This window comes from Actinomadura kijaniata NBRC 14229 (assembly GCF_001552175.1).
Lineage (GTDB): Bacteria > Actinomycetota > Actinomycetes > Streptosporangiales > Streptosporangiaceae > Spirillospora > Spirillospora kijaniata.
Genome location: NZ_BCQR01000007.1, coordinates 63,370 through 87,538, shown reverse-complemented (window position 1 = coordinate 87,538; position 24,169 = coordinate 63,370). Strand labels below are relative to the sequence as shown.

Here is a 24,169-nt window from a genome sequence, read left to right as displayed (position 1 = left end):
GGATCAGCAGCGCGCGGAGGGAACGGTGTCCGAGGAGTCGCCCCACCGGCCCGGTGACGGGCCCGAGTCCCTGGCGGTCCGGCTGACCGAACGGCTGTCCCACCTGATCGCCGAGCGGGAGCGCAGGCTGGGGCGCGACCTGAGCCGGGGCGAGCTGGCCAGGCGGATCAACGTCTCCAGGAGCAGCCTGTACGCCTACCTCAACGGCACGACGCTGCCCCGCGCCCAGGTGTTCGACCGGCTGCTCACGGCGCTGGAGGTCGACGCCGCCGAGAGACGCGGCCTCAGCGCGCTGCGCGACGCGGTCGAGACGGCGAGGCAGCGGGTGGACGGTCGCGGCGTGTACGCGGCGTTCCGGAGCACCGCCGGGGCGGGGGCGCGCGAGCGGCCCGGTTCCGACCCGCGGGTCGCGCCGGCCACGACGCCCCCGCCCCGGCAACTGCCCCCGGTCACCGCGCGTTTCACCGGACGGGTCGCCGAGCTGGCCGAACTCGACCGGCTCCGGGCCGAGGTCGACGGGTCGGCGACGTTCATCGTCACCGTCGACGGCACCGCGGGCGTCGGCAAGACGGCGCTGGCGCTGCGGTGGGCGCACCGGGTGAAGGACCGCCACCCGGACGGGCAGCTCCACGTGGACCTGCGCGGGTTCGACCCGGAGGGCCCGATGGACCCCGGGGAGGCCCTGCACCGGTTCCTCCAGGCGCTGGGCGTCGCGCCCGAGCTCATCCCGTCCGGCCTGGCGGTCAAGACCGCGCTCTACCGCAGCCTCCTGGACGGCCGGCGCGTGCTGGTCGTGCTGGACAACGCCCGGTCCGCCGAGCAGGTCCGCCCCCTGCTGCCCGGCTCGCCGGCCTGCTCGACCATCGTGACCAGCCGGAACCGGTTGAACGGCCTGGCGGTTCACGAGGGCGCCCACCGGGTGACCCTGGAGGTGCTGCCGTGGCACGACGCACACGCCCTGCTGGAACGGTGGCTCGGGCCGCACCGGCTGGCCGGGCACACGGCCGCGGCCGACGACCTGGTACGGCTGTGCGCCCGCCTGCCGCTGGCCCTGAGCGTCGTGGCGGCCCGCGCCGCCAACGGTCCTCCCGGCGGCTCGCTGGCGGCGCTGGCGGCCAGGCTGCGCGAGGTGCCCGACCGGCTGGAGGCCCTCGGCGGGGGAAGCGACGCCGACCTGGACCTGACCAAGGTGTTCCAGGGGTCCCACGCGCTGCTGCCCGCCCCGGCCGCCCGGCTGTTCCGGATGCTGGGCGCGCATGCCGGTCCCGACATCGACGCCCACGCCTGCGCGGCGCTGCTGGACGTCCCGGCGCCTCCGCGCGCCGCGCTGGACGCGTTGACCGGGGCCCACATGCTGACCGAGCACACCGACGGCCGGTTCGCCGCGCACGACCTGCTGCGCGCCTTCGCCCGGCGGCTGACCGCCCGGCAGGACGCGCGCGAGCGCGACGCGGCGATCGGGCGGGTGCTGGACTACTACCTGTGCACGGCGATCAGGGCCGCCCGGCAGATCGAGCCCTGCCGCGCCGCCGAACTGCCCCCGTGCGACAGGACGTGGCCCGGGCCTCCGCTCGACGGCTACACCGAGGCGATGGCCTGGTTCACGGCCGAGCTGCCGAACCTGCGGGCCGCGATGGAGGAGGTCGGCGCGCGGAACCTCGACGAGCACGTGTGGCGGCTCGCCCGGGCCGCGAACGTCTTCCTGCGCCGTTCGGGACGGCGCAACGAGCGCGTCGCGTTCCACCGCGCCGCGCTCGCCGCCGCGACCCGCGCCGGGGACCGCGGGGCACGGGCGGTCTCCATGCGCCTGCTCGCCGACGGCCTGACCCGGCTGGGCGAGCACGCCGAGGCGCTGCGTCTGCTGCGCGCGTCACTGGCGGAGTGCCGGGACCTCGGCGACGCGCACGGAGCGTTCCAGGCGCGTCTGTCCCTCAGCCGTCTGCACGACTCGACCGGCGAGCACGAGCGGGCCCTCGCGCACGCGGAGGAGGCGTTGCGGACGTCGGCCGACGCCGGCGACCCGCTGGCGCACGCCGACGCGCTGGCCGCCGTCATCGAGCAGAAGATCCACCTCGGCCGCCACGCCGAGGCGCTGCCGCCGGCCCGGCGCGCGCTCGCCCTGTACCGGCGGCTCGGTTACGCCGAGGGCGAGGCGAACGCGCTGCGCACGATCGGGCGCATCGAGCAGCGGCTGCGGCGGCCCCGCCAGGCGATCAGCAGCTACGAGCGGTCGTTGGAGCTCGACCTGCGGCTGGGCGACCGGTTCTGGGCGGCGCACGTGCTCGACCATCTGGCCGACGCCCACCAGGAGGCGGGCGACGCCGCGCGGGCGCGCACGCGGCGCGAGGAGGCGCTGGCGCTGTTCGAGGCGATGCGCCACCCCGCCGCCGAGACGGTCAGGGGGAAGCTCGGCGGGAGCCGCTGAGCCACGGGTCGGGCAGCCGGAGCGGTTCCGCCGTCCAGAGCCGTCCAGCGTTTTCCGGGCGGGCCGCAGTACCGGCGGCCGTCGTGCTCCCATGTGGAAACGGCGGAGCGGATGCGCCACGGGGGCGCGCCACCGGCCGCCGCCACCGGGTCCGCGATCCGACGACCGACGAGGTGAGCCGTGCCGGAATCCGGACGAACAGAGGTCGGGACGAACAAGGCGCGGCGGCGCCGGAACGCGGCCCCCGGGAGCTCCGTCCGAGGAGACACCACGGCCTCACAGCAGGTCCAGCAGCTCGCGGACCGCGACCGCCCAGGGGTGACGGGCGGCCAGTGTCCGCCGCGCGTCCGCCGCCCGGGAGAAGGCGGCGGCGCGGTCGGCCATGACGGCCGCTATCCGGTGGCCCCACATCGACACGTCGAGCTCCTCGGCGCGCTGGGCCGGCACGACGATCCCCCGCGCGTCCCCGGCGCGGAGCAGGTCTTCGACGAGCATGCCCAGCCCGCTGCGCTCGCTGATCAGGGCGGGTGTCCCGGCGACGAGGGCCTCGTGCCCGACCAGCCCGTAGCCCTCCACCCGGGACGGCATCAGCATCAGGCTGGCCCGGCGCAGGTCCTCCTGGATCGCCGCGGTGTCGGACGAGTACCGGCGCACCGTCACGTTCGCCGTCCGGTCCCCGATCCACTCCAGCACCCGGCCGCGCATCGCGTGTTCCTGCCCGGCGGGCGCGCCGCGCACCAACAGCTCCCACTCGACGCCCGGATGCAGGGCGCGGGCGTGGCCGAACGCCCTGGCCGCCAGGTCGACGCCCTTGAGCACCGCGTCCTCCATCCGGCCCATGACCATGACCAGCGGGCGGCCCTCCGGGACGGGGCGCGGGGCCGGGTCGACGGGGTCGAAGCCCGGGTCGAGCCGGATCAGCCTGGCCCGCCCGCCGTCCGCGCCGGGCGGAAGGTCGCGCCGCAGCCACTCGCGCAGCCTCGGGCCGACGGGCGCGACGGCCGTCGCGTCCCGCGCCAGTTCGAGTTCGACGCGGCTGCGTTCCTCGGCGCGCAGGCCCGCGTCGTCCTGATGGTCGAGCTTGTCCCACTCGATGTCGTCGGGGGCCATGTGCACCAGGTGCACGCGCGCCGCGCGCGGGAAGTGGTCCTCGACCAGGGCCCGGGCGGCCGGGCCGGTCACGCGGCCGTGCCCGATGACCAGGTCCGGTTCGGCCCCGCCGGGCAGGGGCGGGCGGCGCATCAGCGCCTCACGTTCGGTCATGCCGCGCACCCCGCGCGCGGCGACCAGATGAACGCCGCCGCGCGCCGCGTCGGCCTGCTCGTCGGGCGAGTAGCCGGGCACCAGGCAGTCCACCGTCGCCCCGGCGGAGGCCAGGGCGAAGCACAGGTAGCGGTTCAGCGAGCTCAGCCCCCCGCGCGCGGGGAACCACTCGTCGGCGACCGTGAGCACACGGGGGCCGCCGCGGCGCCGGGAGGCACCCGTGCCGGAGGGGACGGCCCGTGGGACGTCGGGGGACGGGCCGTCCCCTCCGCCGGTGTCGTACCGCACGTTCCAGGACCGGTCGCCGGACGCGGTTCCGGCGGCCGGTCCCGGCCGCCCCGCCGTGTCGCCGTTCATGTCGCGGCTCGCTTCCCGGCCGACGTCGGCCGTGCCCTCGGGCGGTGCGGGAGAGTCGCGCACCGCGGTGGCCCGGATCGTAGCCGCGCTCCCGGCGGCGGTGCACCGGTTCCGGGCAGCGCCCGTCCCGGTGGAGGGGGACGGTGCGGCCGATGACGACCTCCCGTCCGGAGTCCGGGCGTCCGGGAACGCCTCCGTTCCTCTCCCTCCTGCAGAATCCCGAGCGGTACGCGCTGCTCGAAGCCGGGACCGTTCGCACGGTGCCCACCGGAACCGTCCTGTACACCGAGGGCCGCCGCTCCGCGAAGATCGTGCTTCTGCTGACCGCGCACGCGCGGGTCCTGCGGCGGCTGGGCGGCCGGGAACGGTGCGTCGCCTACCGCGGGCCCGGCGACATCCTCGGCGAGCTGTCCCTGGTCGACGGCCTGCCGCACGCGGCGACCGTGCGCGTCACGCGGTCGGGCCGCGTCGCCGTGCTCACCCACGAGGCGTTCGACCGGGTGATGCGACGGCACGACGGCATCCGCACCGCCCTGCTGCGCGTGGTGGTGCAGCGGCTGCGCGGCGCCGAACGGCTCAGAGACCTCGGCCGGGAACCGGTGCGGGTGGCGGTGGCCCGGCTGCTGCACCACGCCGGGCACGGCGTGGACGGCGCGGGAGTGGACGGCGCGGGGGCGGACGGCCCGCCGGTCCGCTTCCAGCACCAGATCGCCGAACTGCTGGGAGTGTCCCGCAGCTCGGTGGTCAGGGCGCTGACGGAGCTGCGGCGGCAGGGCCTGCTGACCACCGGGCACGGCGTCATCGAGGTCGTCGACCGCGACCGGCTCGGCGCGCTGCTGGCCGACCACGACCGAGGTACGGCGACGGAGGACGAAAAATGATCTTTCGTGAATGGCGCACGCGCGCCATTTCCGGTTCCGCACCCATATCGGATGGAAGCGGTTCCACCGCCTTCATGAAGTCCCGCCGTGTTTCCATTCCACCTCCTTGACCAGCGGAAGAGAAGATCGGTTCCGCCCGCGAAGGAATTTCTCCCACAAACCGATGATCTGTCGGCTCACCGAACGCGTTGACCACACCATTCCCGCCCACCAGGGTGAGACCACTTCGACACAGAAGGGAGAAGTGCGGATTTCATGATCGGTAATTCGGTGCCCGCGCCCGCGCCCGCGTCCGCGACGACCCGTCGCAGCGAACACGACCTCCGTTCGGACGGGCCGGGCCTTGCGCACGGAGCGCTCAGGGAGGTCGGAACGCATGCGGGGCGATGACACGGTGGACGGCGCGGTGAAGGTGCTCTCCCGGAGCCTGCCCGCCATCGCCGACGCCGGTCTCCGGGCCCGCATGGACGCCGACCGCGTCCGCGTGTACGAGCTGGTCAGGGGACAGCTGGTGGCCTGCGGCGGACTCGGGGCCTTCGAGTCCTTCGCGCGGCGGCCCGACGACGACTCGGCGGTGCGCGCGCTACTGCGCCAGGCGGTCGTCCGCGACCGGGCCTTCGCCGAGGCGCTGGCGGACGCGGTCGCGAAGGCCGGCTCCGCCCGCCCCCACGCGACGTACAGCTCCGCGCACGCGTCGGGGAAACGGGCCACCGCCGTGGGCCGCGACCAGTACAACCAGCGGCACATGCGGATCAACACCGGCGGGCTCGTGCTGCTGGCGGCCCTCGGGATCGCGGCACTGGTCCTGGTCTTCGTCGTGCTGCCCCGGCTCACCGGCGCGGCGACCCGGCTCACCGGGGACACGACCTGCGCGGAGTTCCTCCAGGCCGACCCCGCCGAACAGCAGCGGGCGATCGTCCGGATCGCCCAGGAGAGGGGCGTCGGCGGCTCCGGCAGCCCGCTGGCGCGTCCGGCGGTCAGCTACAGCTGTAGCAGCCGCCCCAAGGCCAAGCTCGGGGAGGTCATCGCCGACTTCCGCGGCCAGTTCTGACACCACCGGGCCGAGACCCGGAGGAAGGGATGCCCACCATGAGGAACACGCGGAGAGCCGCCACGGCGCGCACCGCCCGGACGCCCGCGGCCCTCCTGTCGGCCGCCGTCGTCGCCCTGGGAGCCGTCGCCGGATGCGGCGGCGGGCCGACGTCCCGGGAGGAGCTCTGCGACGCCTACCGGGAGTACCAGAAGCAGGTCTCGCGGCCTCACATCCTGTCCAACGAGAAGGTCTTCGACTCGCTGCGGGAGCTCGGTGAGGCCGCCGAGCGCTACGAGGGTGACGACTCGGTCCGCGCGGCGGGGCCCGCGTTGCGGAAGATGGGCGAGTCGGACTCCTACCGGCCCGCGGAAGCGCAGATGCGCCTCCGTCCCGTACGGGCCGAGTGCCGTACCGGCTGAGCAGGGCGGTGGCCGGGCCCTCCGGAGGGCCCGGCCACCGCCCCTAGCGCAGCGCGAGCACCAGGACCACGACCAGGATCAGGATCAGGATCGCCGCGACGGCCGGGACGAGCCCGCCCAGGTCGATGTCGACGTTCCGGCGCATGTCGCGCCCTGCCGTCTGGTACCGCCCGCCGGTCGCCCCGCTGACGTTGACGTGCGCGCTGCTGCTCGCGGCCTGCGGTGCGGTGCGCGCCTCGTGGACCGCGGCGGCCAGGGACCGGGCGAACGTCTCGTCCCGTTCGACGGCCTGCCGGAGCAGGGCGCGCACCAGCGAGTCGTCCGCCGGGTTCTCGGTGAACAGCTCGTACACCGGGAACCGTCCGTTCGCCAGGAACCAGTGCCGGACCAGGTCGTGGAGTCCGGCGGCGCGCTCGTCGGCCACCGGGTCCGTGACGGCCGTGGCGAGCACCGCGACGGCCTCGGAGGCGAGTCTCTCCGATCGCATGATGGACCTTCCTCTGGTTCTAGCCGGGAGCCGCGCAGCCGCCGACCTGCCCGTTCACCGGCAGGAACTGCGCGTCCCCCCAGACCGCCCGGTAGTCGCCGGCGTACACGGGACCGTTCTCGGAGGTGATCAGGGTGGTTCTCAGGTAGAGGGTCGTGTAGGCCGACACGTCCCGGTCGAACTCGACCGGTGCGCCGGGTGTCGCCCTGCCGCTCTGGATCCCCTGCTGCTTGTCACCGAGCAGGGCGAACTCGACGCTCACGCCCTGGTCCGTGTCGTCGGGCAGCCCGGCCAGCGCCCTGAAGCGCTCGAACCTCCGGCCGGGGGTGATGGTGACCAGGCGGCCCCTGCCGATCGAGGACACCGACAGGTGGACGCTGCGGGAGCACTGCCTGCCCTTGATGCGGGCGCCGCTCTTGGGCACGCTGCCGCTCTCGGCCCTCAGCTCCGTGTGGGGAAGGTCGCGCAGGAACGTCGGCGTGACACCGGTGGCGAGGGCGGCCGACCGGCCGGACGGATGGTAGAACCGGCCGCCGGGCACCTCGGTGGAGACGTGCCTGACCATCAGCCCGTTGACCACCAGGATGAGCGCCGTGGCCGCCAGCGCGCTGAACCCGCCGCCCTTCAGCGTGAAGCTGCGGACGATGTTGAGGTCCCTTCCGGCCGTCTGGACGGTGGGACGCCACATGCTCTGCAGGACGAGCACGGCCGCCAGCGTCAGACCGGCGGCGAAGGCCGCCCAGACCGGGTCGCCGCCGAGCAGCCATCCCGCCGTGCCGGTCGCCGCGACGACCAGCGCCACCGGCACCGTCCGCAGCAGCACGCGGCGCACCCGGCGGCGCGGCGGGGTCACCGACGCCTCGGCCGCCGACCCGGCGGCGCCGTCGCTTGCGCGGGCCCTGATCGTCACCGGTACATGTCCCCTCCCGCGGTGTTGATCTCGTTGGAGTCCCCGTCGACCCTCACGTAGGCGCTGCTGGTCGACGGCGGCTCGGCGGCCGGCCGCTCCGCCCCGGGCGGCGTCCTGGCCGTGAGCCGCGCCGCGACCCCGTCCTCGCCCGGCACGTGCAGCCACGCGGATGACGTCGACTCCCTCGTCACCACGGTGACGGGATGGAACGCCGACCGGTCGAACTCCTGGTAGCCGTACTCGATCACGGCCTCGTGGAGGACGTCGGACAGCAGGTAGGCGACCGGGCCCCGGGCCCGGGCCAGCGCCGTCCTCAGGACGTCGGCCTCGTTGAGCCGGAAGGTCCGGTCGAGGCTGCGCCCGACGAATCCGCGCTCGTCCCGGAACACCGGACCGATGTGCAGCGCGACGCGCAGCCTCGGCCGCTCCGGGGTTCCCGACGCCGTGGCGGGCAGCCCGAGCAACGCGGCCGTGACGACCTTCGGGGGCACCGGGCCGTCCATCGACTGGGGCCACAGCATGAGCACCCCGTCGCCGCGGTCTTCATGGTCGCAGGCCGACCAGACCGGTCCCAGCGTCCGCTCCAGCCAGTCGTACATCTCCCTGCGCGCCTCGCGCTTGCCCATGTCGGTGCGCGAGGAGCTGTCTTCCATGTCGACGACCGCGATGACCGCGGTCTGTGGGTAATCGGTCATTCCCGGGGCACCTGTGTCCTTTTCCTGAGCAGAGCTTGTCCGCGTGGACGCGGGGCTTGTCCCGCCGCGTTCCCGGCGCGTCCTACCAGCCCCATCTTGCTCAGTTCCGCCCGGTTCGGTCGCGGCGACGGCGGCGAACGGTGATGTCCGGAACCGGACGAAGATCGACAATTTCCGGCACGCCCCGAGAAGGCACTGGTCAATTCATGATCGGAAATCATGATGGGCGCGGTACGGCAAACCTCCCCACCGCGCCGGGCATCGGATTTCTTCTCCGAGAAGGCGCAATTGCGCCAAATCACGAGCGGTGCCGCAGAGGTTCGGGAGCAGGCCGGCGCGCTCGGCCGCGACCCCGGCGTGCGCGCAGAGCGCGCCGCACGTGATCGCCCGCCTCCGCGCGCCGTCTTCAAACGTCGCCGGGGCGGGGCGGGCCGCCCGCGTCCCGGTGCCGGTCGGCGCCCTGTTCGAGGGCGGCCTCGTAGGCGCGCAGGGCGTTGATCACCGTCGCGCGTCCGGCGGGGTCGAGGCCGCGCATGACGCGTTCCCAGGCGGAGGCGCTGCCCGACAGCCACTCGCTGATCGGCGCGGTGTAGGCGGGGGCGATCGCGATGATGCGGCGGCGGCGGTCGGCGGGATCGGCGGTGCGCTCCAGGACGCCCGGCCGCGCCAGCTCGCTCACCATGAGGCTGACGGTCGTCGGGGCGACCTCCAGCCGGGCGGCGAGCTCGTTGACGCTGGCGGGGCCGTCGTACTCCAGGTGGGCCAGCAGCGCCAGATGGCGCGGCGCCAGGTCCAGGCCCCTGAGGGCCGGGGGGATGGGCAGGCGCTTGGCGCGGCCGACCAGGCGCGGCATGAGCAGCAGCAGGGTGCGGACGGCCTCGTCGACGGCCGGACCGTCCGATGCGGTGGACATCGGCGACCTCCCCATTTATCTTTGAATACAAAGCCTTTAGAGACAAAGGAAACGAGGCCCACTGTGCCGCATCTGACCGTCCACCTTCCAGAGAACAGGCTGGCGGGCCGGGAACCCGAGCTCGTCGCCGCCCTGACCGAGGCGATCGTCGGCGTCTACGGCGAATGGGCCCGCGACCTCGTGAACATCCGGCTGGCCGGGGTGCCCGCGGGCCGCTTCGCGCAGGGCGGCGAGGCCGTGGACACCATCGCCTCGGTGGCCCTGGGCATCCGCGCCGGGGTCTTCGACCGCCCCGACGCCGCCCAGATCACCGAACGCCTCGGCACCGCCCTCACCGACGCGATCACCCTGGTCCTCGGCGAGGAGCTCCGCGCCGGGACCACGGTCGAGCTCGTGGCGTCCCCGCAGGAGCGGACGTTCGTCGGCGGCGCCCTCGCGGTGTGACGGGGCCGATCCGCCGGTCATGAGGTGATGGGCGAGGCGATGACCACGGTGACGTCCGCCGCGTCGTCGCCGGTGCGGTAGGCGTGGGGGGCGTCCCCGGCGAAGGCCAGCAGGTCGCCGGGGCGCAGCAGGCGGGGGTCGTCGACGGGGCCCGCGGTGAGGGTCCCGGCCGCGACCAGGAGGTGTTCGATCGTTCCGGGGGCGTGCGGGACGCCGTCGAACGCGGTGCGCGGCGGCATCCGCAGCCGCCACAGCTCCAGGCCGTGGCCGCCGCTGACCCGGCGCAGCAGCTCGCGGGTCGGGCCGTCGGCGAGGGCCTCGGTCGCCGTGACGTGCACGGTGCCGGGGCCGGCCGCGCGGGTGAGCAGGTCGGTGAGCGGGATACTGAGCGCGACGGCGATGGCGTCCAGGGTGTCGATGGTGGGGTTGCCGTTCCCCGCCTCGAGCTGGGACAGCGTCGCCTTGCTCAGGCCGGTGCGGCGGGCCAGCTCCGCCTGGGTCATGCCGCGCTGCCGGCGGCGGCGCCGGATCTGGGCTCCGGCCGCCGCCGCGGCGCTGCTGGGGCGGGCGTTCACCCGGCCGTCCGGTGGGAGGCGGAGTAGGAGGCGCGCAGGCGGCCCTTCTTCAGCTTCACCGCGGTGATCGCGACGTCGGCGAGGTCGGCGAGACCGCGCACGTGGGTGCCGCCGCACGGCGCGGTGTGCAGGTCGCCGATGCTGACCAGGCGCAGCCCGTCGGGGCCGGGGGCGGCGGTGACGGGCAGGCCGTCCGCGACGGCGGCGGCCACGAACGCGCGCAGCCGTTCGGCGGCCTCCTCGCGCCGCCCCGCGTCCGACAGCGGGCCGGGGTCGTCGGGGGTGAACTCGATGCGGGCCTGGCCCGGGAAGTGATTGCTGCCGGTGTAGGTCCAGTCCTGGTCGCGCCCAGCGGCCTCGACGAGGTGCCCGGCGGTGTGCAGGGCGGCGTGCAGCAGGCGCAGGTCGGCGTCGACGCGGGCCTTCACCTCGTCGCCCACGGCCAGGCCGTCGAGGTCCCGGACGTCGGTGTCCGCGGCGCGCAGCACCACCAGCCCGGTGGCGGCGTCCCGGACCGGGACGACCTCGCGCCCGTCCAGCCAGCCACGGTCGGCGGGCTGCCCGCCGCCCTGCGGGTGGAACAGGTTGTCCCGGACCGCCACCCACGCGGCCCCGTCGTCCTGACGGCCCGCCGCGACCACGCGGGTGACGATCTCGGTGAGGTGGGTGTCATCGAGATAGGAGGGGGTTTGTTCAGTTTGGTGAACCACACGTTCAATTTACCAAACGATTGGTCACCGTTCGCCGGGTTCCTTCCCTTCGCGCCCGGTGAGGGCGGCGACGCCCCAGGGGGTCAGCAGCAGGCTGACGCGTTCGGCCGCGAACTCGGCGTGCGCGCAGGGCCCGACCAGCACGCCGGTCCCCGAGCGGAACCATCAGCCGTCCAGGTGCCGCACGGCCAGGACGCTGTCCCCGATGGTGGGGGCCTCCCGCGCGTACACCCGCAGCAGGGGCGGGAGGTCGGCGTAACGGGGCTCGGCCACCCAGCCCCGAGCCCGGAGCGCGCGGGCCAGCCGGTCGAGGCGGCGGCGGGCCCGCCAGGCGTCGAGGACCGGGGAGGCGGGGAGCGTTCTCACCGCGCCGACGCGGACGCGACCGCGCGGGCCGCCTCCAGCGCGTCGTCGGGGCCGGTGACGTCCTCCGCGTCGGCGATGAGCCGTTCCCCGGGTTCGCGGCGGAACTGCCAGCGCGGGTCCGCGCCGGTCGACCGCTCACACGTCACCGAGATCGTCCGGCCCATCTCGGCGGGGTTCCAGCAGCGGAGGACGGTCGGGCGGAGGGTGTACTCGACGATGCGGGCGCGCAACCCCAGATCGTCGAGGGCCGCCAGGGCCAGAAGTTTGTTCCTCCTGGTGATGCGGGCTTTCTCGCGCTCCTCGCAGAGGTCGGGTTGCGTGATTCCAAGGATCCCGAGGGGCCGCAGCTTCGGGTCGCCCGTGGTGCGTTCGCCGATCTGGTCGGGCGGTTGAAGGAACGCCGGTAACCGTCGCCGTTCGGCGGAGTGCGTCTACATCCTTCGAGGGATCTCGAAAGTCGTACCGCAGGAGGGCGACCGTCGTACACCGGGGTTCGTAACGTTCAAAGACCCGTTGAGACGGGGTGGTGGCCTTACGTTCCCCGGGAGATCCCATGCGTCGGTTCGGAGTCGTCGTGTTGTTCGCGCTCGGTGCGAGTGCGCTCGGCGCGTGCGGGCTGGTCCCCGACCGGTCGTTCGAGGACGACCCCGCGCTGACCGGGCGGATCACCTCGGTCCGGCTGGAGAACCGTTCCGGTGATGTCACGGTGCGCGGCGCCGACGACGGCACGGTCTCGTTGCACCGCAGGGTCGCGTACACGACCTCGCCTCCGGAGGGTCCGACGCATCGGGTGGAGAACGGCGTGCTGGTCCTCGGCGACTGCGGCGTCAACTGCGAGGTGGACTACACCGTCGTCCTTCCGAAGGGCACACCCGTCAGCGGCTCGACCTCCAACGGCGAGATCGCCCTGACCGCCGTGGGAGCGGTGGACGTCGCCACCGGCAGCGGCGACGTCACCGTCACGACCGCCGTCCCGCAGAACGTCCGGGTCAAGACCTCCAACGGCGAGATCGCGTTGACGGTTCCGCGCGGCTCCTACCAGGTGCGGGCCCAGAGCAAGAACGGCGACCGGAACCTCCGGGTCCCGCACACGCCCGGCGCGGGCCGCCGGATCGACCTCACCACCGGCAACGGCGACATCACCGTCTCCCCCGCCTGAGTCATCCACGTCGCGGTGCTGGCAGACCTCGGTGCCGAAGACCGGTGGCCGTCCACCACATGATCGCGGCGCGTCCGGGTCCGCCCGAGCCCCGGATGCGGCGCCCGGCTGGTTCAGCACCACGGCGAACAGGGGTGCGGCTCGTTCTGAGTGACGCGTCCGGCCGGACCGTTCAGAGGACCGTCCAGCCGGACGAGGTGGCTACTGGGTGCGCAAGGTGGTGATGTGCGCTCGGAGGTGGTCGGTCATCTGCCGCAGGCAGTCGTTCAGCAGCGCCAGTTCCCGGTCGTCGTAGCGGGCGTACATGGCCTGGAACTGCTGGGCGAGCGGCCGGAAGGCCTCCTCGATCTCGGCCGACCGCAGCGGGACGAGGATGACCTTGCGGCGGTCGCGCGGGTCGGGCTCGCGGCGCAGGAGGCCGCCGCGTTCCAACCGGTCGACCACACCGGTGACCGAGCTGGGGGTCAGACCGGCCATCTCCGCCAGGCGGCCCACGCTCATCGGGCCGGTCTGGTTCAGCAGCCCGGCGCACTGCTGGTCGATCACCTGCAGCCCGAACCGGGAGGCCGCGGCGGTCGACAGCCCCATCATCGCCAGGTGCAGCAACCGGCCCTGCACCGCCAGCTGGGCGAGCACCTCGTCCCTGTCGGGCCGCTCTTGGAAGTCGCCAGACGTCATGGGAGCGAATCCTACCGACTTCGAATATCACGACTTCCGTATATTACGGATCTCGTGATATCAATGATCTTGGTTCGACCGGCCCCTCTCCCATGCGGCGCGTCGGAAGGACCAATACCTCCCGAAGCAACGAAAGGCTTCCTATGCGTTCACCCAAGTCGGCCCGCGCGACGTTCACCGCCCTGGCCGCCGGTGCGGCGGCGGTCGCCGCCGTCGGCCTGGCCGGACCGGCCCAGGCCACCGCGACCACCTCGGGCGCCACCGACGTCTCCGCGCGCGCCGCCACGCCGTGGAAGACCTGGACCCTGCAGCCGGGCGCGGCCGGCGTGGCCACCCACGGCAAGAGCCGCACCAACAACGGCAGGGCCGAGGTGCACGTCACCGCCCGCGACACCGCCGCCGACCAGAAGGGCGCCTACGTCTGGGTCATCCGGTACTTCACCACCCCCGGCCACAACAAGGTCAAGATCGATGTGCCGTCGGACGGCCGCGAGCGCACCTGGGACAACATGGGCGGCCCGGGCTACAGCAAGATCACCGTCCAGGAGTGCGTGGACAACACCTGGACCAGCGAGGTGTGCAGCCCCGTCAAGACCGTCTGGACGCGCTAGCGACCGTCCCCGCGGGCTGTTGAGGGCCGCTCGGCCGACATCCCGCGGACGGCCGCGTTCCCGGCGGGCACGAGCAGCGCCGAGAACAGCCGCGACACCAGCGTCCCCGCCGGAGACCGATCCGGCGGGGACGTCCGCGTTCCAGGTGCGGTCGTTGACGTCGCGGCGCCCCTTTCGCCACCGGCCGGTCGAGGTCTCCTGCGACACCCGTCCTGGCTCGCCGTCACGTCAACGCCGCGATCGACTGCCCCATCCATGATGGCCAAGCACGCCTCAGGTGCCGTTGTGGACGCTGGGGGCCGGGCCGTTGATCACGATGGCCTGGCCGTCGCGCAGCGTTCGGTGGGCGGTGCCCCGCGAGCGGTAGTGGTCGGCGACGGCGCCGAGGATCCCGGTCTCGGGATGACCAGGGGAGTCGATGTGCGGCACCACGACGAAGTCGAGGACGCCGAGGCCGTCGAAGCGGGCCGGAGCGCCGTAGGCGGTGCGCACCGCACGGGGATCGTCGCACCGCTCCAGCCCGTCCAGGTCAGGGGCCAGGACACAGACGCCGGCACTGTAACCGGCATAGACGACGGCGTCCTGCCGCAGCAGCTCGGTGATGGCGCGGTCGGCTCCGCTCCTGGCCAGGGCGTGCCGTAGGACGAACACGTTGCCTCCCCTGACCCAGAGCAGCGGGAATTCGCGGAGCGCGGCCGCGACCCGGCCCGGCTCCTGGTCGAAGAACGCGCGCAGGTCGACTTCGACCGGCCGCAGGCCGAGGGCGGCGAGCGCGTGGATCTCGCGCTCGACCGCGGCCCGGCGCTCGGCGTCGGGCAGGGCGTCGACAGCGTTGGCGATCACAGCGGTGCGAGTCCCGGCGGGATTCTCCAGCAGGCTCAACAGCCGTTCGGGATGGTCTCCGATCCGCCAGGAGGACAGATACATGCGCACCCGAGAACCCTAGGACACCGCCGACCGGCGACAGATCCCCGCCAGGCTCTGCGGGGATCACCGAAGGCGGGACCTAGACGGCTGATCGGCCTGCCGGTCGCCCGGGGTGCGGCCCTGGCCTCCGCGCTGGCCGCCTACGACCGGGCCCGCCGCCCCCGGTGCCGGAGGATCGCCCGTCAGGCGGGAATGATCGGGCGCTTCGGCGTCCATCTGGGAGACGGCTGGCGGCGCCCCGTACGCGACACCCTCCTGCGGCTCACACCGGCCAGGCTGCTCGTCAACGACGCCTTCCTCAAGGAGCTGGTCGGGTGGACGCCTCCGCCCGCGCCGGGTCGGCAGGCGGGACCGCCGGCACGCTGACGGCGGCGGGGCCACGCGATCGCGTGGCCCCGGAACACGGCGGCAGAAGATCCTTTAGCCTTGGCGGGTGACGGACGCCCCGGAGAACCTCGCGCTCCCCACCGCGCTCGCCGAAGTCGCCGCGATCGGCTTCACCTGGGAATGGGACGACGAGACCGACGAAGCCCGCGGCTGCGACTTCGAGCTCTACGACCACCTTGAGGACCCCGCCCGGACCGCGTGGTGGTTCCGGCTGTGGACCGGCAATCCCGATGTCGACGGCAGCCAGTTCCGTTTCTTCGGCACGACCGGCTCCGGTGACTACACCGGCTTCTGGCTCGCCCGCCCCACGGCCCGGCTCACCGACCAGCCCATCGTCCACCTCGGCTCCGAAGGGGAACACGAGGTGCTGGCGGGCGACCTCGGTGACCTGCTCTGGCTGTTCGCCGCGGGCCTCGGACCGGCCGAGGCCTCCACCGAACCCAGGCCCAACGCCGAGCCCGACCCCGCCTTCCGCGCCATCGCCGAACGCCACGCGCCCGGCCGCCAACGTCCACCCGAGCAGATCGTCGCCGCGGCGCAGGCCGAGTTCCCCCACTTCCAGGACCACATCGCCGCCCTCATCCGCTGACCTCGCCGGGGTCGCCCGCCGGCCCGAACCGGCCGGCCTGCGGGCCTTGAACCGGTGGGGCGTGATCCAGCCGGTCAGCGCTGTGGTGAAGCCACCTGGACCTGGAGGGGCCCGTCTCCGGCGCGCCCGCCACCCGTTCGCCCGAAGAACCGGACCAGGGCCCACAGCCGGAGCGCCACCGTGACCAGCCCGGCGAGCGCCGCGGCGGCCAGGGCGACCGTCAACGGTGCCGCGAAGTAGGTGAGCTGCGCCCAGGTGACCGCACGGCCTCCGATGATCAGCGACACCAGCGGCGGGTAGGCGGCGAACACCGCGACCGGCAGCAGCGCCGGGACCAGCCGCGGCACGGTCCGCCACCGGGGCGCCGCCGCGCGTCGCCGGGCCCACCGGCGGGCGCGGAACCCGGCCAGCGCCCCCAGCCCGACGGACACGAGCACGATCAGGCCGAGAGCCAGCTCCGCCAGGTGCCCGCCGCGCCCGGGCGCGGGCGGGGTACGCCCGTCGGTCAGCGTCAGCAGGCCCTCCAGCGTCGACCAGCTCACGTCGGTCAGCCCGGCGCCGTTGACCATGACGGCGACGCCGTACCCGGTGGACGGCACGATCGCCTGGGCGGCGTTGTAGGTGAAGAGGTTCCCCGAGTGCACCAGCCGCGCCGGGCCGGTGCCGCCTTCTTCCCCGGCCCAGCCCATGCCGTACCGGCGGTCGCCGGTGGCCGGGCCGGGCGTGTGCATGGTGCGCAGCGCGGCGCGGTCCAGCGCGCGCGGCGCCTGCCCGGACTGGGCGATCAGCCATCGTCCCATGTCGTGGGCGTTGGTGATCACGCCGCCCGAGCCGCTGCCGTCGAGGAAACCGGGCGCTTCCGGGCGCGCGATCCACAGGCCGAACAGGGAGTGGTGGCCGTCGGCCGGGCGCACGTCCCGGTCGCTGACGGCGCTGCCGTCCATGCCGAGCGGGGCGAACACGCGGCGCCGCAGGTACTCACCGAACGGCTGGCCACTGGCGACCTCGACGAGCCGGGCGGCCAGGTTGTAGTTGACGTTGCAGTACGCCCAGCGGGTGCCCGGGTCGGTGGTCAACCGCGCGGTGCGCAGCCGCGCCACGTACTCGCGCAGCGACCCGGCGTCCTGCGTCGCGCCGATGTCGACGGTGCGGTCGGACAGGCCGGAGGTCTGGTTGAGCAACTGCCGTACGGTGATGCGCGCGGCGCGCGGGTCGGCGGTCCGGAACTCCGGCATCTGCGCGGCGACCGGCCGGTCCAACGCGATCCGCCCCTCGTCGACGAGGGTCATCACCGCGGCGGCGGTGAACGACTTGCTGAGCGAGGCCACCCGCATCGGTGTGCGGGCGGTGACCGGGCGTCCGGTGGAGTCGCGGCCGTATCCCGCGGCGTGGACGACGCGGCGGCCGTGGGTCACCACCAGCGACATTCCCGGCATGCCGGACGTCTTCATCGCCCGGTGGGCGTACGCGTCGATCATCTCCGGCCCGACCCGGCTCTCCGCCGGGGGCCCGGTCACGGCGTGGGCCGGGGGCGCCGGGGTCATCGCCACGGCGAGCCCGATCGCGATGATCGCCGCCGAGAGCCTGGTTCTCATTCCGTCTCCTTCGCGCGGGTCGGAAGAGAATCTAGGAACCGGGGTCGCCTCAGGGCATCGGACGATCGTCCCCCACCGACCCCGACTTTCGTCAGAGGTCTCCATGAGGGGTCCGGGGCGTCGGCGTCCCGGTCATCCATGAGGCGCGGACCGGCGCGGCCAGGCGCCAGGCCGGCCCTGCGGGACGACGCCACGACGGAACGCGCCGAGACGTCGGCGACCGCGCGGTCAGCGCGCCTGGAGCACGAGCTTGAATCCCTCGTGGCTGCGCGCGAAGCCCAGCCCGGTGTAGAAGCGGTGCGCATCCTCGCGCCGTTTATCACTGGTCAGCTGGACGAGCGCGCAGCCGCGCGCGTGTGCCCGTTCGATCGCGTGCTCCATCAGGGTCCGGCCGAGCCCGCCGCCGCGACGGTCCGCACGGATCCGCACCGCCTCGATCAGGGCCCGTTCGGCGCCGCCCTTGCCGAGCCCCGGGATGTACGTCGCTTGCAGGCAGCCCACCACCGTGCCGCCCTCGCCCCGGTCGTCGACCTCTTCGAGCAGGACCAGCATCTCGTTCCGCGGGTCGGCGTCGATCGCCGCGAAGGCGCGCTCATGGGCCCGCGTGACCATGACCGTCGCCGGGTCCACCACGTCGTCCTCGTCCGCGAGCAGGGCGAGCACCGCCGGAAGGTCGGCGCGGGTCGCGGGACGCAGCGCGAGACCGGGCACAACGGACATGGCACAGACCCTAACCAACGCCCCGGAAGGCGGCCGAACCGCGAACGCCAGGTTGCATCCCGACCTTGATCTTGCAGGAGGAGAACGGCGCTCCGACGCGGCGGATGGAGCTCGTCGCGGCCCGGACGCCGCATGCGGCGGATATCCGCAGGTGCTCGGCGGCCACTGCCACCCGATGAGCGTCGACCCGCTGGAATTCGAGGAGGGCGAGGACCACCACCGCGAGCCTCGGCCGGCAAGCCCGACGACGCGTCCGCGCAGGTGACCGACCCGCTCATGGCCGCGTTCGAGACCCGGCCCGGGCCGCTCGACCCGCGCGCTATCCGATCCGGCCGGGTCCCGCGGAGGCCGACGAGGGGCCGCCCAACGCCCGTTCCGCCCGGGACAGGAGGCGGTAGACGCCCACGGCGGCGATCATCGCCACGGCGTCGCCGCCTGCGATCAGCCACTGCTTGCCCAGCAGGCTGAAGGCGAAGATGACACCCACCACGAACACGATGTGGAAGGTGTGCATCGCGCTGGCCACGCCGTAGACCTGGTACTTCGCCATCCGTACCGCCGCCGTCAGCAGGCTCACGCTCATCATGGCGGGAAGGATCGCGATGATGAGGAGCCATTCCAGACCGCCGCTCCCGGCGGCGAACATCACGAGCAGCAGGGTCAGGACTGCCACGCACACGCCGAACGCGCCGGAGGCCACCGCGGCGTGATGTGCCGCGCGCCGCACCCGGGGGTCGGCCGCGTACGGTGAGGCGGCGGTCCCGCCCATCTCCTCCTGCCACCTTCGCCGCGCCGCGATGGCCGAGACGACCATGTGCGCGAGCGCGGCCGCCGCCACCAGCGCGCACAGCACGCCCAGCGGCACCCGGCCCTTCTGGAAGGAGACCACGGCGAACGCCGCGCCGCCGAGGATCAGCGTGCCCATGATCCGCGCGTAGGGGCCCTGTCCGCTCATCGGAACCTCACCGCCGGCGGTCCGGCGTCGAACGTCATCGTCCGCGGCACGGGTCCTCCCAGCACTGGTCGGTGATCGCCGCAGGACCACCCTAGACACAGATAAACGACATTGTCTGTATGGCCTGGATTACGGCGATGACCGACGGCCCGGCCGTCCTGGGGTCGGCCGGGCCGCGGAGGCGGGGTCAGATCAGGCGGCTGACGACGATGTCGTCCACGTAGTAGGCGGCGTTGACGCCCGCGGTGAGGCGGGTGTCGTCGAGCTTGATGCCGGTCGCCTGGTTCCGGGTCGACACGAAGATCGCCAGCTGGTGCCCGGCCTGGTACGTCTTGAACGACGGGATCCGCGCGTGCAGGAGCTTCCACGAAGGCACGGCGGTGTAGTCCTGCCAGTTCTCCGGATTCGAGGTGCCGGTGACGGCGATGTGCTCGACCCGGGTCTCCACCGGGACCGCGTCCGCCCACGAGTTGTAGAACTCGATCTGCACCGACTGGGTCAGCGACACGTCGCAGGCCGAGGAGCCCGGCTCGTTGTCGGTGTCGATGAAGAACTTGCTGATCTGGCAGGCCAGGTCGATGTCGACGACGACGCCGCCCGTCACGCTCGGCGTGTACAGCACCATGTAGCCGTTCCGCCAGCTCATCGAGCAGGTGGTCTTGTCGCCGGTCTCCCGCTGCCGGTAGCGGATGTGGCTGCCCGTCCGGTTGGTGACGGTGTCGAAGTAGGTGTCGGCGTTCCAGATCGCGAAGTCGCCGGGCCGGCTCGACGACCACGAGTACCCCGGGTCCCACCAGCCGTCGTAGTTGCGCTTGGCCGAGGTCCGCTCGGCGTCCTCCGCCTGCCCCTTCCACGTCAGCTCGACACCGCCGGTGCGCCCGAGCTCGTTGAGGGCCCTGGCCCGCGTCGCGAAGTCCGCGCGCATCCGGTCCAGGGCGACCAGGTCCACGCCGAGCTCCGTGGCGTAGGCGCGCATGGACGCCGCCCGCCGGTTCTTGGCATCGAGGCCGGCGTTCTCGGGCAACCGCAGCTCGCTGCCGCGCCGCCGGAGCCTCTCCTGCGCCTCCGGCGTCACGATCTTGCGCTGCTCGGCCGCGAACCGGGCGGCGACCTGCTCGCCCTCCGCCACGAAGCGCTCGTTCTGTGCGGCGTCCCGCGCGGCCTGGACCGCCCGCAGATGCTCGATCGCCTCCGCCGGAATCCCCGTATCGGTTGTCGTCATTCCCGTTCCTCTGGTTCTCTCCGTCCCGCGTCTTTCGCGGACACACCTCACTTTCCGTCTCCGTCGCCCTTCCGACATCGGTGACCGCTACCGACTTTCCGCGTCCACCCGCTACCGAGCCGCTCACACAGCGCGCCGGGGCGCATCGTCGGTGGCGAGCTCGGCGCCGGGCTTGTGATCGCGAGGAGTGTGGCTACTCTGGCGAAGAGTGATCGTGGACCCCCGGACGATCAAGGGCGCTGCGCATGGCTGAGCGGAAGTCCAGAAAGCCTGGTGACTACACCTTCGTCAACGGCAGGTGGATCCCGAAACCCACGTCCGACGAACCCGAGACCACGCCCCCTTCCGTCACGACCCCCAAGAGCGCCTCCCCCTTCGGCCGGCGGCCCGACGTCCGAGAGACCGACGCACGACTCACCGCCGCCAGACTCGACGAGCTGCTGAGCAACCTGCCGGAGAAGGACGCGCTGCGCCTGGCGCAACTCATCCAGCGGAACGCGGAACACAGGACGTTCAGGTCGCCACCCGTCGTCCTACCGCCTCCACGCCTCTCCTCCCCCATCCCCGTGTGGATCTATGCGGGGCTCGCCCTCGGTGGCATCGGCGGCTTGATCGCCTATCTGGCGACCAGCGGACCCGGGGACCGCATCCTCGATTCCGTGGCGAAGGTCGGTGCCGCCTTCGCCATGATCACCGTTCCGTTCTTCCTGATCTTCGGCACGGTCGTACTGGCGCAGTTCCTCATACGGCGGCCCGAGGACGACGATCCAGGCGAGGAACGCGTCCACCTGACCGACCCGAAGACGGACGAGAACCCCGACAGATACTGGTCACCGGACTGACGCGGGCGGCGACCACGTTCAGGCCGTGCGCCTTCGTGCGGCGGGTCCCGCGTAGTCGGTGAGCTGTATCTTGGCGCCGTGGATTACCTGGTCGCACTTCGGCGTGAACTGGACGCGTTCGGCGCCTTGCTGGATGGGGACCTGTCGGCTCCGGTCGAGCACTGCGGCGACTGGAGGCTGGTGGATCTGGCCGTGCACCTGGGGGCGGGGAACCTGTGGGTCGTCGCGGCGGTGAGGGAGGGGCACGGCGACAGCAATGACGAGAGCGCCGCACCCCGTGACCGGGCCGCTCTCAAGGCCTGGTACGCCGCGACGGCTGACGCGCTCGTGCAGGCCCTGTCGGTCGATCCCTCGACCGAGGCGTGGACGTTCTTCCCGCCCCATACGGTCGGATTCTGGCGTCGGCGCCGCAGCCAGGAGACGCTGATACACCGGTGGGACGGCGAGCACGCGCTCGGCTCGACGACGCCGATGGACCCGGCGCTCGCCGCCGACGGCGTCGCCGAGGTCTTCGACACCATGACGCCCCGCATGATCGCCAAGGGGGCCGCCACCCATCCCGAGCAGGCCGTGCGGATCACCGCCACCGACACCGGCCGCTCCTGGACGTACGGGCCCGGTGAGCCGGTCGCGGAGGTCTCGGGCACCGCCGAGGACCTGCTGCTCATGCTGTGGGGGCGCAAGTCCTGGGGTGCCGAATCGGTGACCTGGGATGGGAGCCGCGAGGCGGGGTTGGAAGTACTGGCCGGGCCGCTGGTCCCCTGACGCGGCACGGGGAAACCCCCTGCCAGGAGTCATGGCGCGGGCGGGCGCAGGGGCACGCCGGGCTCGACGGGACGCGTGACCGACGGCGAAGACGACCCCACCGGCCACCGGGGGCCCTGGCCGTCAGCCCTGGCGGCTCACCGGCACGAACGCGACCGAGACCGCCCCGGCCGGGTGGACTTCGACCCACGCGCGCCCGAGCTGCACAACGGCGTCACCATGGTCGCCCCGAGCCGGTGGGAGTGGCTGTGGGCCGACGGCGAAGACCGCGACGTCGAGACCGCGCCCATCCGCTGACGCGTGCGTCGGGGCCGTTCGTCGCGGTGGGCGTGGTGTCGTCCCTGGTCGGCGGGCTCAGGTGAGGGTGCGGAGTGCGGCGTCGATCGCGGTGGTCAGGCGGGCGGGGTCGTGGCCGGCGCGTTCCCGTACCCGCAGGCCGAGGACGGTGGTGAACAGCAGTTCCACGGCGGCGTCGAGGTCGAGGTCGGACGGCAGTTCACCGTTGCGGCGGCCCTGGTCCAGCAGGGACCGGACGGCCTGCCGGGTCACCTCGAAGGCGGCCTCGGTCCGCTGGCGGACCTGGTCGTCGGCGGTGCCGAGTTCGGTGGCGGTGTTGACCACGAAGCAGCCCCGGCCGGACTCCCCGCCGGACGGGCAGGAGACCAGCCACAGCATCCAGTCCCGCAGGACCTGGCGGACCGGACGGCCCGCGGTGTCCAGCCGTCGTTCGGCCTCGGCGGAGTCGGTGGCCCGGTAGTGGTCGAGCGCGCGGAGGAACAGCGTGTGCTTGTCGGTGAACGTCCGGTACAGGCTGCTTGGGGTGAGCTTGAGCTCGGCGCCCAGGTCGCGCACCGAGGTGGCGTTGTAGCCGCGGCGCCAGAACAGGTCGGTCGCCCTGACGACAGCGTCCCGCTCGTCGAACTGTCGGGGTCGGGCCATGCCCCTCACCCTATCCCACTTGTGGAGCGATCGTTCCCATACTAGGGTCCCCCGACATATGGGAGCGATCGCTCCCAAATGAGTGAGGAGGTATCCGGTGACGTCCACCGAACAGGCCGCGGTCCCGGCGGCCGGGTCCCGGGACCCGCGACGGAGCCGCCGGCCGGCGGTCGCCGCCGTGGCCCTGGGAACGTTCCTGCTGGTGACCGCCGAGCAACTGCCGATCGGGCTGCTGACCGCCGTCGGGTCGTCGCTGTCGGTCTCCGAGGGGACGGCCGGGCTGATGGTGACGGTGCCCAGCCTGGTCGCCGCGGTCGCGGCGCCGCTGGTCCCGGTGCTCGTCGGCGCGCTGGACCGGCGCCTGTTGCTGCTCGGCCTGATGGGGTTGATGACGCTCGCCAACGTGGTCTCGGCCCTGGCGCCGGGCTTCGCCGTCCTGGTGGCCTCCCGGGTGCTGGTCGGGGTGGCGGTCGGAGGTTTCTGGGCCGTCGCCGGCGGCCTGGCCGTCCGGCTCGTGGCGCCCGCGGACGTGCCGCGGGCCACGGCGGTCATCTTCGGCGGGGTCGGGGCCGCGAACGTGTTCGGCGTGCCGCTCGGCACGCTGCTCGGCGAGTTCACCGGCTGGCGCGTCGCCTTCGCCACGCTGAGCGCCCTCGCGCTGCTGGTGCTGCTCGCCCTGCTGGCCGTGCTGCCGCCGCTGACCGCCTCCCGGGCCGTCCGGCCGCGGCTGCTGGCCGCGCAGCTGCGCAACAGGGGCGTGCGCGTCGGCATCCTGGCGACGTTCCTCATCGTGACCGGCCACTTCTCGGCCTACACCTTCGTGAGCCCGGCGCTCCAGGAACTGTCGGGGATCGACGAACGGCTCGTCGGCCCGCTGCTGTTCGGGTTCGGCCTGGCGGGCATGGTCGGCAACTTCGCCGCCGGAGCCGCGCTGTCGCGTGCCCCGCACCGGACCGTGCTGGCGATCGCCGTGGTCCTGGCGGCCGCGATGCCGCTCTACCCGCTGCTGGGCCGGGGGCCGGTCAGCGGGGCCGTCCTGCTGGTCGTCTGGGGTCTGGCCTTCGGCGGTGTGTCGGTCGGACTGCAGACCTGGATGATCAGGACCGCGCCGGACGCCGTGGAGGCGGCCTCCTCCCTGTGGGTGGCGGTGTTCAACCTGTCGATCGGCCTCGGCGCGCTGACCGGTGGCGTCGTCGTCGACTCGCTCGCTCTGCGAGGTGTCCTGTGGCTCGGCGGGGCCTGCGCCCTGGCAGCCGCGCTGGTGGTGTGGAGCGCGCGTGCCGACGAGGTCCCACGGTGACC

At 73.3% G+C, this 24,169-nt stretch carries 30 protein-coding genes; 14 read left to right on the top strand and 16 right to left on the bottom strand.

The annotated features are described in order from the left end of the window. Positions 1-25: 25 nt before the first annotated feature. The gene (locus tag AKI01S_RS02790; RefSeq protein WP_218009534.1) at positions 26-2,425 is read left to right on the top strand and encodes an ATP-binding protein; all 2,400 of its coding nucleotides are present in this window, start codon (positions 26-28) and stop codon (positions 2,423-2,425) included. Between the two features lie 276 nt (positions 2,426-2,701). On the opposite strand, the gene AKI01S_RS02785 is transcribed toward AKI01S_RS02790, so the two are convergent. Further along, positions 2,702-4,108, bottom strand: a complete 1,407-nt coding sequence (locus tag AKI01S_RS02785) for a glycosyltransferase family 4 protein (protein WP_157419626.1) — start codon at positions 4,106-4,108, stop codon at positions 2,702-2,704. Positions 4,109-4,197: 89 nt separating this feature from the next. Here AKI01S_RS02785 and AKI01S_RS02780 point away from each other — a divergent pair, with 89 nt between their 5' ends. The 3 genes from AKI01S_RS02780 (at position 4,198) to AKI01S_RS02770 (ending at position 6,378) form a co-directional block, all read left to right on the top strand. After that, positions 4,198-4,926 (top strand): Crp/Fnr family transcriptional regulator, encoded by a 729-nt coding sequence (locus tag AKI01S_RS02780; RefSeq protein WP_157419625.1) that lies wholly within the window; start codon positions 4,198-4,200, stop codon positions 4,924-4,926. Positions 4,927-5,302: 376 nt separating this feature from the next. Then, positions 5,303-5,977, top strand: a complete 675-nt coding sequence (locus AKI01S_RS02775; protein ID WP_067811931.1) for a hypothetical protein — start codon at positions 5,303-5,305, stop codon at positions 5,975-5,977. 38 nt (positions 5,978-6,015) lie between these two features. Continuing rightward, on the top strand, positions 6,016-6,378 hold the full coding sequence (locus AKI01S_RS02770; RefSeq protein ID WP_157419624.1) for a hypothetical protein: 363 nt from the start codon (positions 6,016-6,018) through the stop codon (positions 6,376-6,378). A gap of 43 nt (positions 6,379-6,421) precedes the next feature. Here the strand turns inward: AKI01S_RS02770 and AKI01S_RS02765 are convergent, their stop codons facing one another. The 4 genes from AKI01S_RS02765 to AKI01S_RS02750 form a co-directional block, all read right to left on the bottom strand. Beyond that, on the bottom strand, positions 6,422-6,865 hold the full coding sequence (locus tag AKI01S_RS02765; protein ID WP_067811927.1) for a hypothetical protein: 444 nt from the start codon (positions 6,863-6,865) through the stop codon (positions 6,422-6,424). 19 nt (positions 6,866-6,884) lie between these two features. Next, complete coding sequence (locus tag AKI01S_RS02760) at positions 6,885-7,775, bottom strand: NPCBM/NEW2 domain-containing protein (protein WP_067811925.1); 891 nt, start codon at positions 7,773-7,775, stop codon at positions 6,885-6,887. Then, positions 7,772-8,470 (bottom strand): hypothetical protein, encoded by a 699-nt coding sequence (locus tag AKI01S_RS02755; protein WP_067811923.1) that lies wholly within the window; start codon positions 8,468-8,470, stop codon positions 7,772-7,774. Before AKI01S_RS02755 ends, AKI01S_RS02760 begins: the two co-directional genes overlap by 4 nt. Before the next feature lie 406 nt (positions 8,471-8,876). Continuing rightward, the gene (locus AKI01S_RS02750) at positions 8,877-9,383 is read right to left on the bottom strand and encodes a MarR family winged helix-turn-helix transcriptional regulator (protein WP_067811922.1); all 507 of its coding nucleotides are present in this window, start codon (positions 9,381-9,383) and stop codon (positions 8,877-8,879) included. A 63-nt stretch (positions 9,384-9,446) separates the two neighbouring features. On the opposite strand from AKI01S_RS02750, the gene AKI01S_RS02745 reads away from it, so the two are divergent. Then, positions 9,447-9,827, top strand: coding sequence for a tautomerase family protein (locus AKI01S_RS02745; RefSeq protein WP_067811921.1), 381 nt, complete (start codon positions 9,447-9,449; stop codon positions 9,825-9,827). Between the two features lie 17 nt (positions 9,828-9,844). On the opposite strand, the gene AKI01S_RS02740 is transcribed toward AKI01S_RS02745, so the two are convergent. From AKI01S_RS02740 to AKI01S_RS51550, 4 genes are all read right to left on the bottom strand, one after another. Beyond that, entirely contained in the window at positions 9,845-10,402 is a 558-nt protein-coding gene (locus AKI01S_RS02740) for a helix-turn-helix domain-containing protein (RefSeq protein WP_067811920.1), read from the bottom strand. After that, a complete protein-coding gene (locus AKI01S_RS02735; RefSeq protein WP_067811919.1) occupies positions 10,399-11,112 on the bottom strand; it encodes an alanyl-tRNA editing protein in 714 nt (237 codons plus the stop codon). Before AKI01S_RS02735 ends, AKI01S_RS02740 begins: the two co-directional genes overlap by 4 nt. A gap of 165 nt (positions 11,113-11,277) precedes the next feature. Continuing rightward, the gene (locus AKI01S_RS02730; protein WP_067811918.1) at positions 11,278-11,478 is read right to left on the bottom strand and encodes a hypothetical protein; all 201 of its coding nucleotides are present in this window, start codon (positions 11,476-11,478) and stop codon (positions 11,278-11,280) included. Further along, entirely contained in the window at positions 11,475-11,708 is a 234-nt protein-coding gene (locus AKI01S_RS51550) for a hypothetical protein (protein WP_067811916.1), read from the bottom strand. Before AKI01S_RS51550 ends, AKI01S_RS02730 begins: the two co-directional genes overlap by 4 nt. 6 nt (positions 11,709-11,714) lie before the next feature. On the opposite strand from AKI01S_RS51550, the gene AKI01S_RS54565 reads away from it, so the two are divergent. Together AKI01S_RS54565 and AKI01S_RS02720 are read left to right on the top strand one after the other, a co-directional pair. Continuing rightward, entirely contained in the window at positions 11,715-11,885 is a 171-nt protein-coding gene (locus tag AKI01S_RS54565) for a DUF397 domain-containing protein (RefSeq protein ID WP_369688697.1), read from the top strand. Positions 11,886-12,031: 146 nt separating this feature from the next. Further along, positions 12,032-12,637, top strand: coding sequence for a DUF4097 family beta strand repeat-containing protein (locus AKI01S_RS02720; protein ID WP_067811914.1), 606 nt, complete (start codon positions 12,032-12,034; stop codon positions 12,635-12,637). A gap of 201 nt (positions 12,638-12,838) precedes the next feature. Here the strand turns inward: AKI01S_RS02720 and AKI01S_RS02715 are convergent, their stop codons facing one another. After that, the gene (locus tag AKI01S_RS02715; protein ID WP_083998787.1) at positions 12,839-13,315 is read right to left on the bottom strand and encodes a MarR family winged helix-turn-helix transcriptional regulator; all 477 of its coding nucleotides are present in this window, start codon (positions 13,313-13,315) and stop codon (positions 12,839-12,841) included. Positions 13,316-13,458: 143 nt separating this feature from the next. On the opposite strand from AKI01S_RS02715, the gene AKI01S_RS02710 reads away from it, so the two are divergent. Continuing rightward, positions 13,459-13,926, top strand: a complete 468-nt coding sequence (locus tag AKI01S_RS02710; protein WP_067811912.1) for a hypothetical protein — start codon at positions 13,459-13,461, stop codon at positions 13,924-13,926. A gap of 273 nt (positions 13,927-14,199) precedes the next feature. Here the strand turns inward: AKI01S_RS02710 and AKI01S_RS02705 are convergent, their stop codons facing one another. Continuing rightward, on the bottom strand, positions 14,200-14,853 hold the full coding sequence (locus AKI01S_RS02705) for a Type 1 glutamine amidotransferase-like domain-containing protein (protein ID WP_245681452.1): 654 nt from the start codon (positions 14,851-14,853) through the stop codon (positions 14,200-14,202). 192 nt (positions 14,854-15,045) lie between these two features. Here AKI01S_RS02705 and AKI01S_RS50145 point away from each other — a divergent pair, with 192 nt between their 5' ends. Together AKI01S_RS50145 and AKI01S_RS02700 are read left to right on the top strand one after the other, a co-directional pair. Then, positions 15,046-15,219 (top strand): hypothetical protein, encoded by a 174-nt coding sequence (locus AKI01S_RS50145; protein ID WP_157419621.1) that lies wholly within the window; start codon positions 15,046-15,048, stop codon positions 15,217-15,219. A gap of 67 nt (positions 15,220-15,286) precedes the next feature. After that, positions 15,287-15,829 (top strand): SMI1/KNR4 family protein, encoded by a 543-nt coding sequence (locus tag AKI01S_RS02700; protein ID WP_245681450.1) that lies wholly within the window; start codon positions 15,287-15,289, stop codon positions 15,827-15,829. Between the two features lie 74 nt (positions 15,830-15,903). Here AKI01S_RS02700 and AKI01S_RS02695 read toward each other — a convergent pair whose 3' ends face one another. From AKI01S_RS02695 to AKI01S_RS02675, 4 genes are all read right to left on the bottom strand, one after another. After that, positions 15,904-17,424, bottom strand: coding sequence for a serine hydrolase domain-containing protein (locus AKI01S_RS02695; RefSeq protein ID WP_067811908.1), 1,521 nt, complete (start codon positions 17,422-17,424; stop codon positions 15,904-15,906). A 228-nt stretch (positions 17,425-17,652) separates the two neighbouring features. Further along, positions 17,653-18,144 carry a GNAT family N-acetyltransferase gene (locus AKI01S_RS02690; protein WP_067811906.1) on the bottom strand — a complete coding sequence of 164 codons (492 nt, stop codon included), beginning with the start codon at positions 18,142-18,144 and terminating at the stop codon, positions 17,653-17,655. A gap of 319 nt (positions 18,145-18,463) precedes the next feature. Beyond that, positions 18,464-19,099: a hypothetical protein gene (locus AKI01S_RS02680; protein ID WP_067811903.1), complete on the bottom strand. Its 636-nt coding sequence runs from the start codon at positions 19,097-19,099 to the stop codon at positions 18,464-18,466. A 187-nt stretch (positions 19,100-19,286) separates the two neighbouring features. Then, positions 19,287-20,321: a hypothetical protein gene (locus tag AKI01S_RS02675; protein ID WP_067811901.1), complete on the bottom strand. Its 1,035-nt coding sequence runs from the start codon at positions 20,319-20,321 to the stop codon at positions 19,287-19,289. Positions 20,322-20,566: 245 nt separating this feature from the next. Here AKI01S_RS02675 and AKI01S_RS02670 point away from each other — a divergent pair, with 245 nt between their 5' ends. The 3 genes from AKI01S_RS02670 to AKI01S_RS02660 all read left to right on the top strand — a co-directional run bounded on the left by AKI01S_RS02670 (position 20,567) and on the right by AKI01S_RS02660 (position 22,225). Then, complete coding sequence (locus AKI01S_RS02670; RefSeq protein WP_067811900.1) at positions 20,567-21,163, top strand: hypothetical protein; 597 nt, start codon at positions 20,567-20,569, stop codon at positions 21,161-21,163. Positions 21,164-21,241: 78 nt separating this feature from the next. Beyond that, positions 21,242-21,928 (top strand): maleylpyruvate isomerase family mycothiol-dependent enzyme, encoded by a 687-nt coding sequence (locus tag AKI01S_RS02665; protein WP_067811899.1) that lies wholly within the window; start codon positions 21,242-21,244, stop codon positions 21,926-21,928. Positions 21,929-22,003: 75 nt separating this feature from the next. Next, a complete protein-coding gene (locus AKI01S_RS02660; RefSeq protein ID WP_067811898.1) occupies positions 22,004-22,225 on the top strand; it encodes a hypothetical protein in 222 nt (73 codons plus the stop codon). 57 nt (positions 22,226-22,282) lie between these two features. On the opposite strand, the gene AKI01S_RS02655 is transcribed toward AKI01S_RS02660, so the two are convergent. Beyond that, entirely contained in the window at positions 22,283-22,867 is a 585-nt protein-coding gene (locus tag AKI01S_RS02655) for a TetR/AcrR family transcriptional regulator (RefSeq protein ID WP_067811897.1), read from the bottom strand. Positions 22,868-22,964: 97 nt separating this feature from the next. Here AKI01S_RS02655 and AKI01S_RS02650 point away from each other — a divergent pair, with 97 nt between their 5' ends. After that, positions 22,965-24,167: an MFS transporter gene (locus AKI01S_RS02650; RefSeq protein WP_067811896.1), complete on the top strand. Its 1,203-nt coding sequence runs from the start codon at positions 22,965-22,967 to the stop codon at positions 24,165-24,167. The last annotated feature ends 2 nt before the right edge of the window (positions 24,168-24,169 follow it).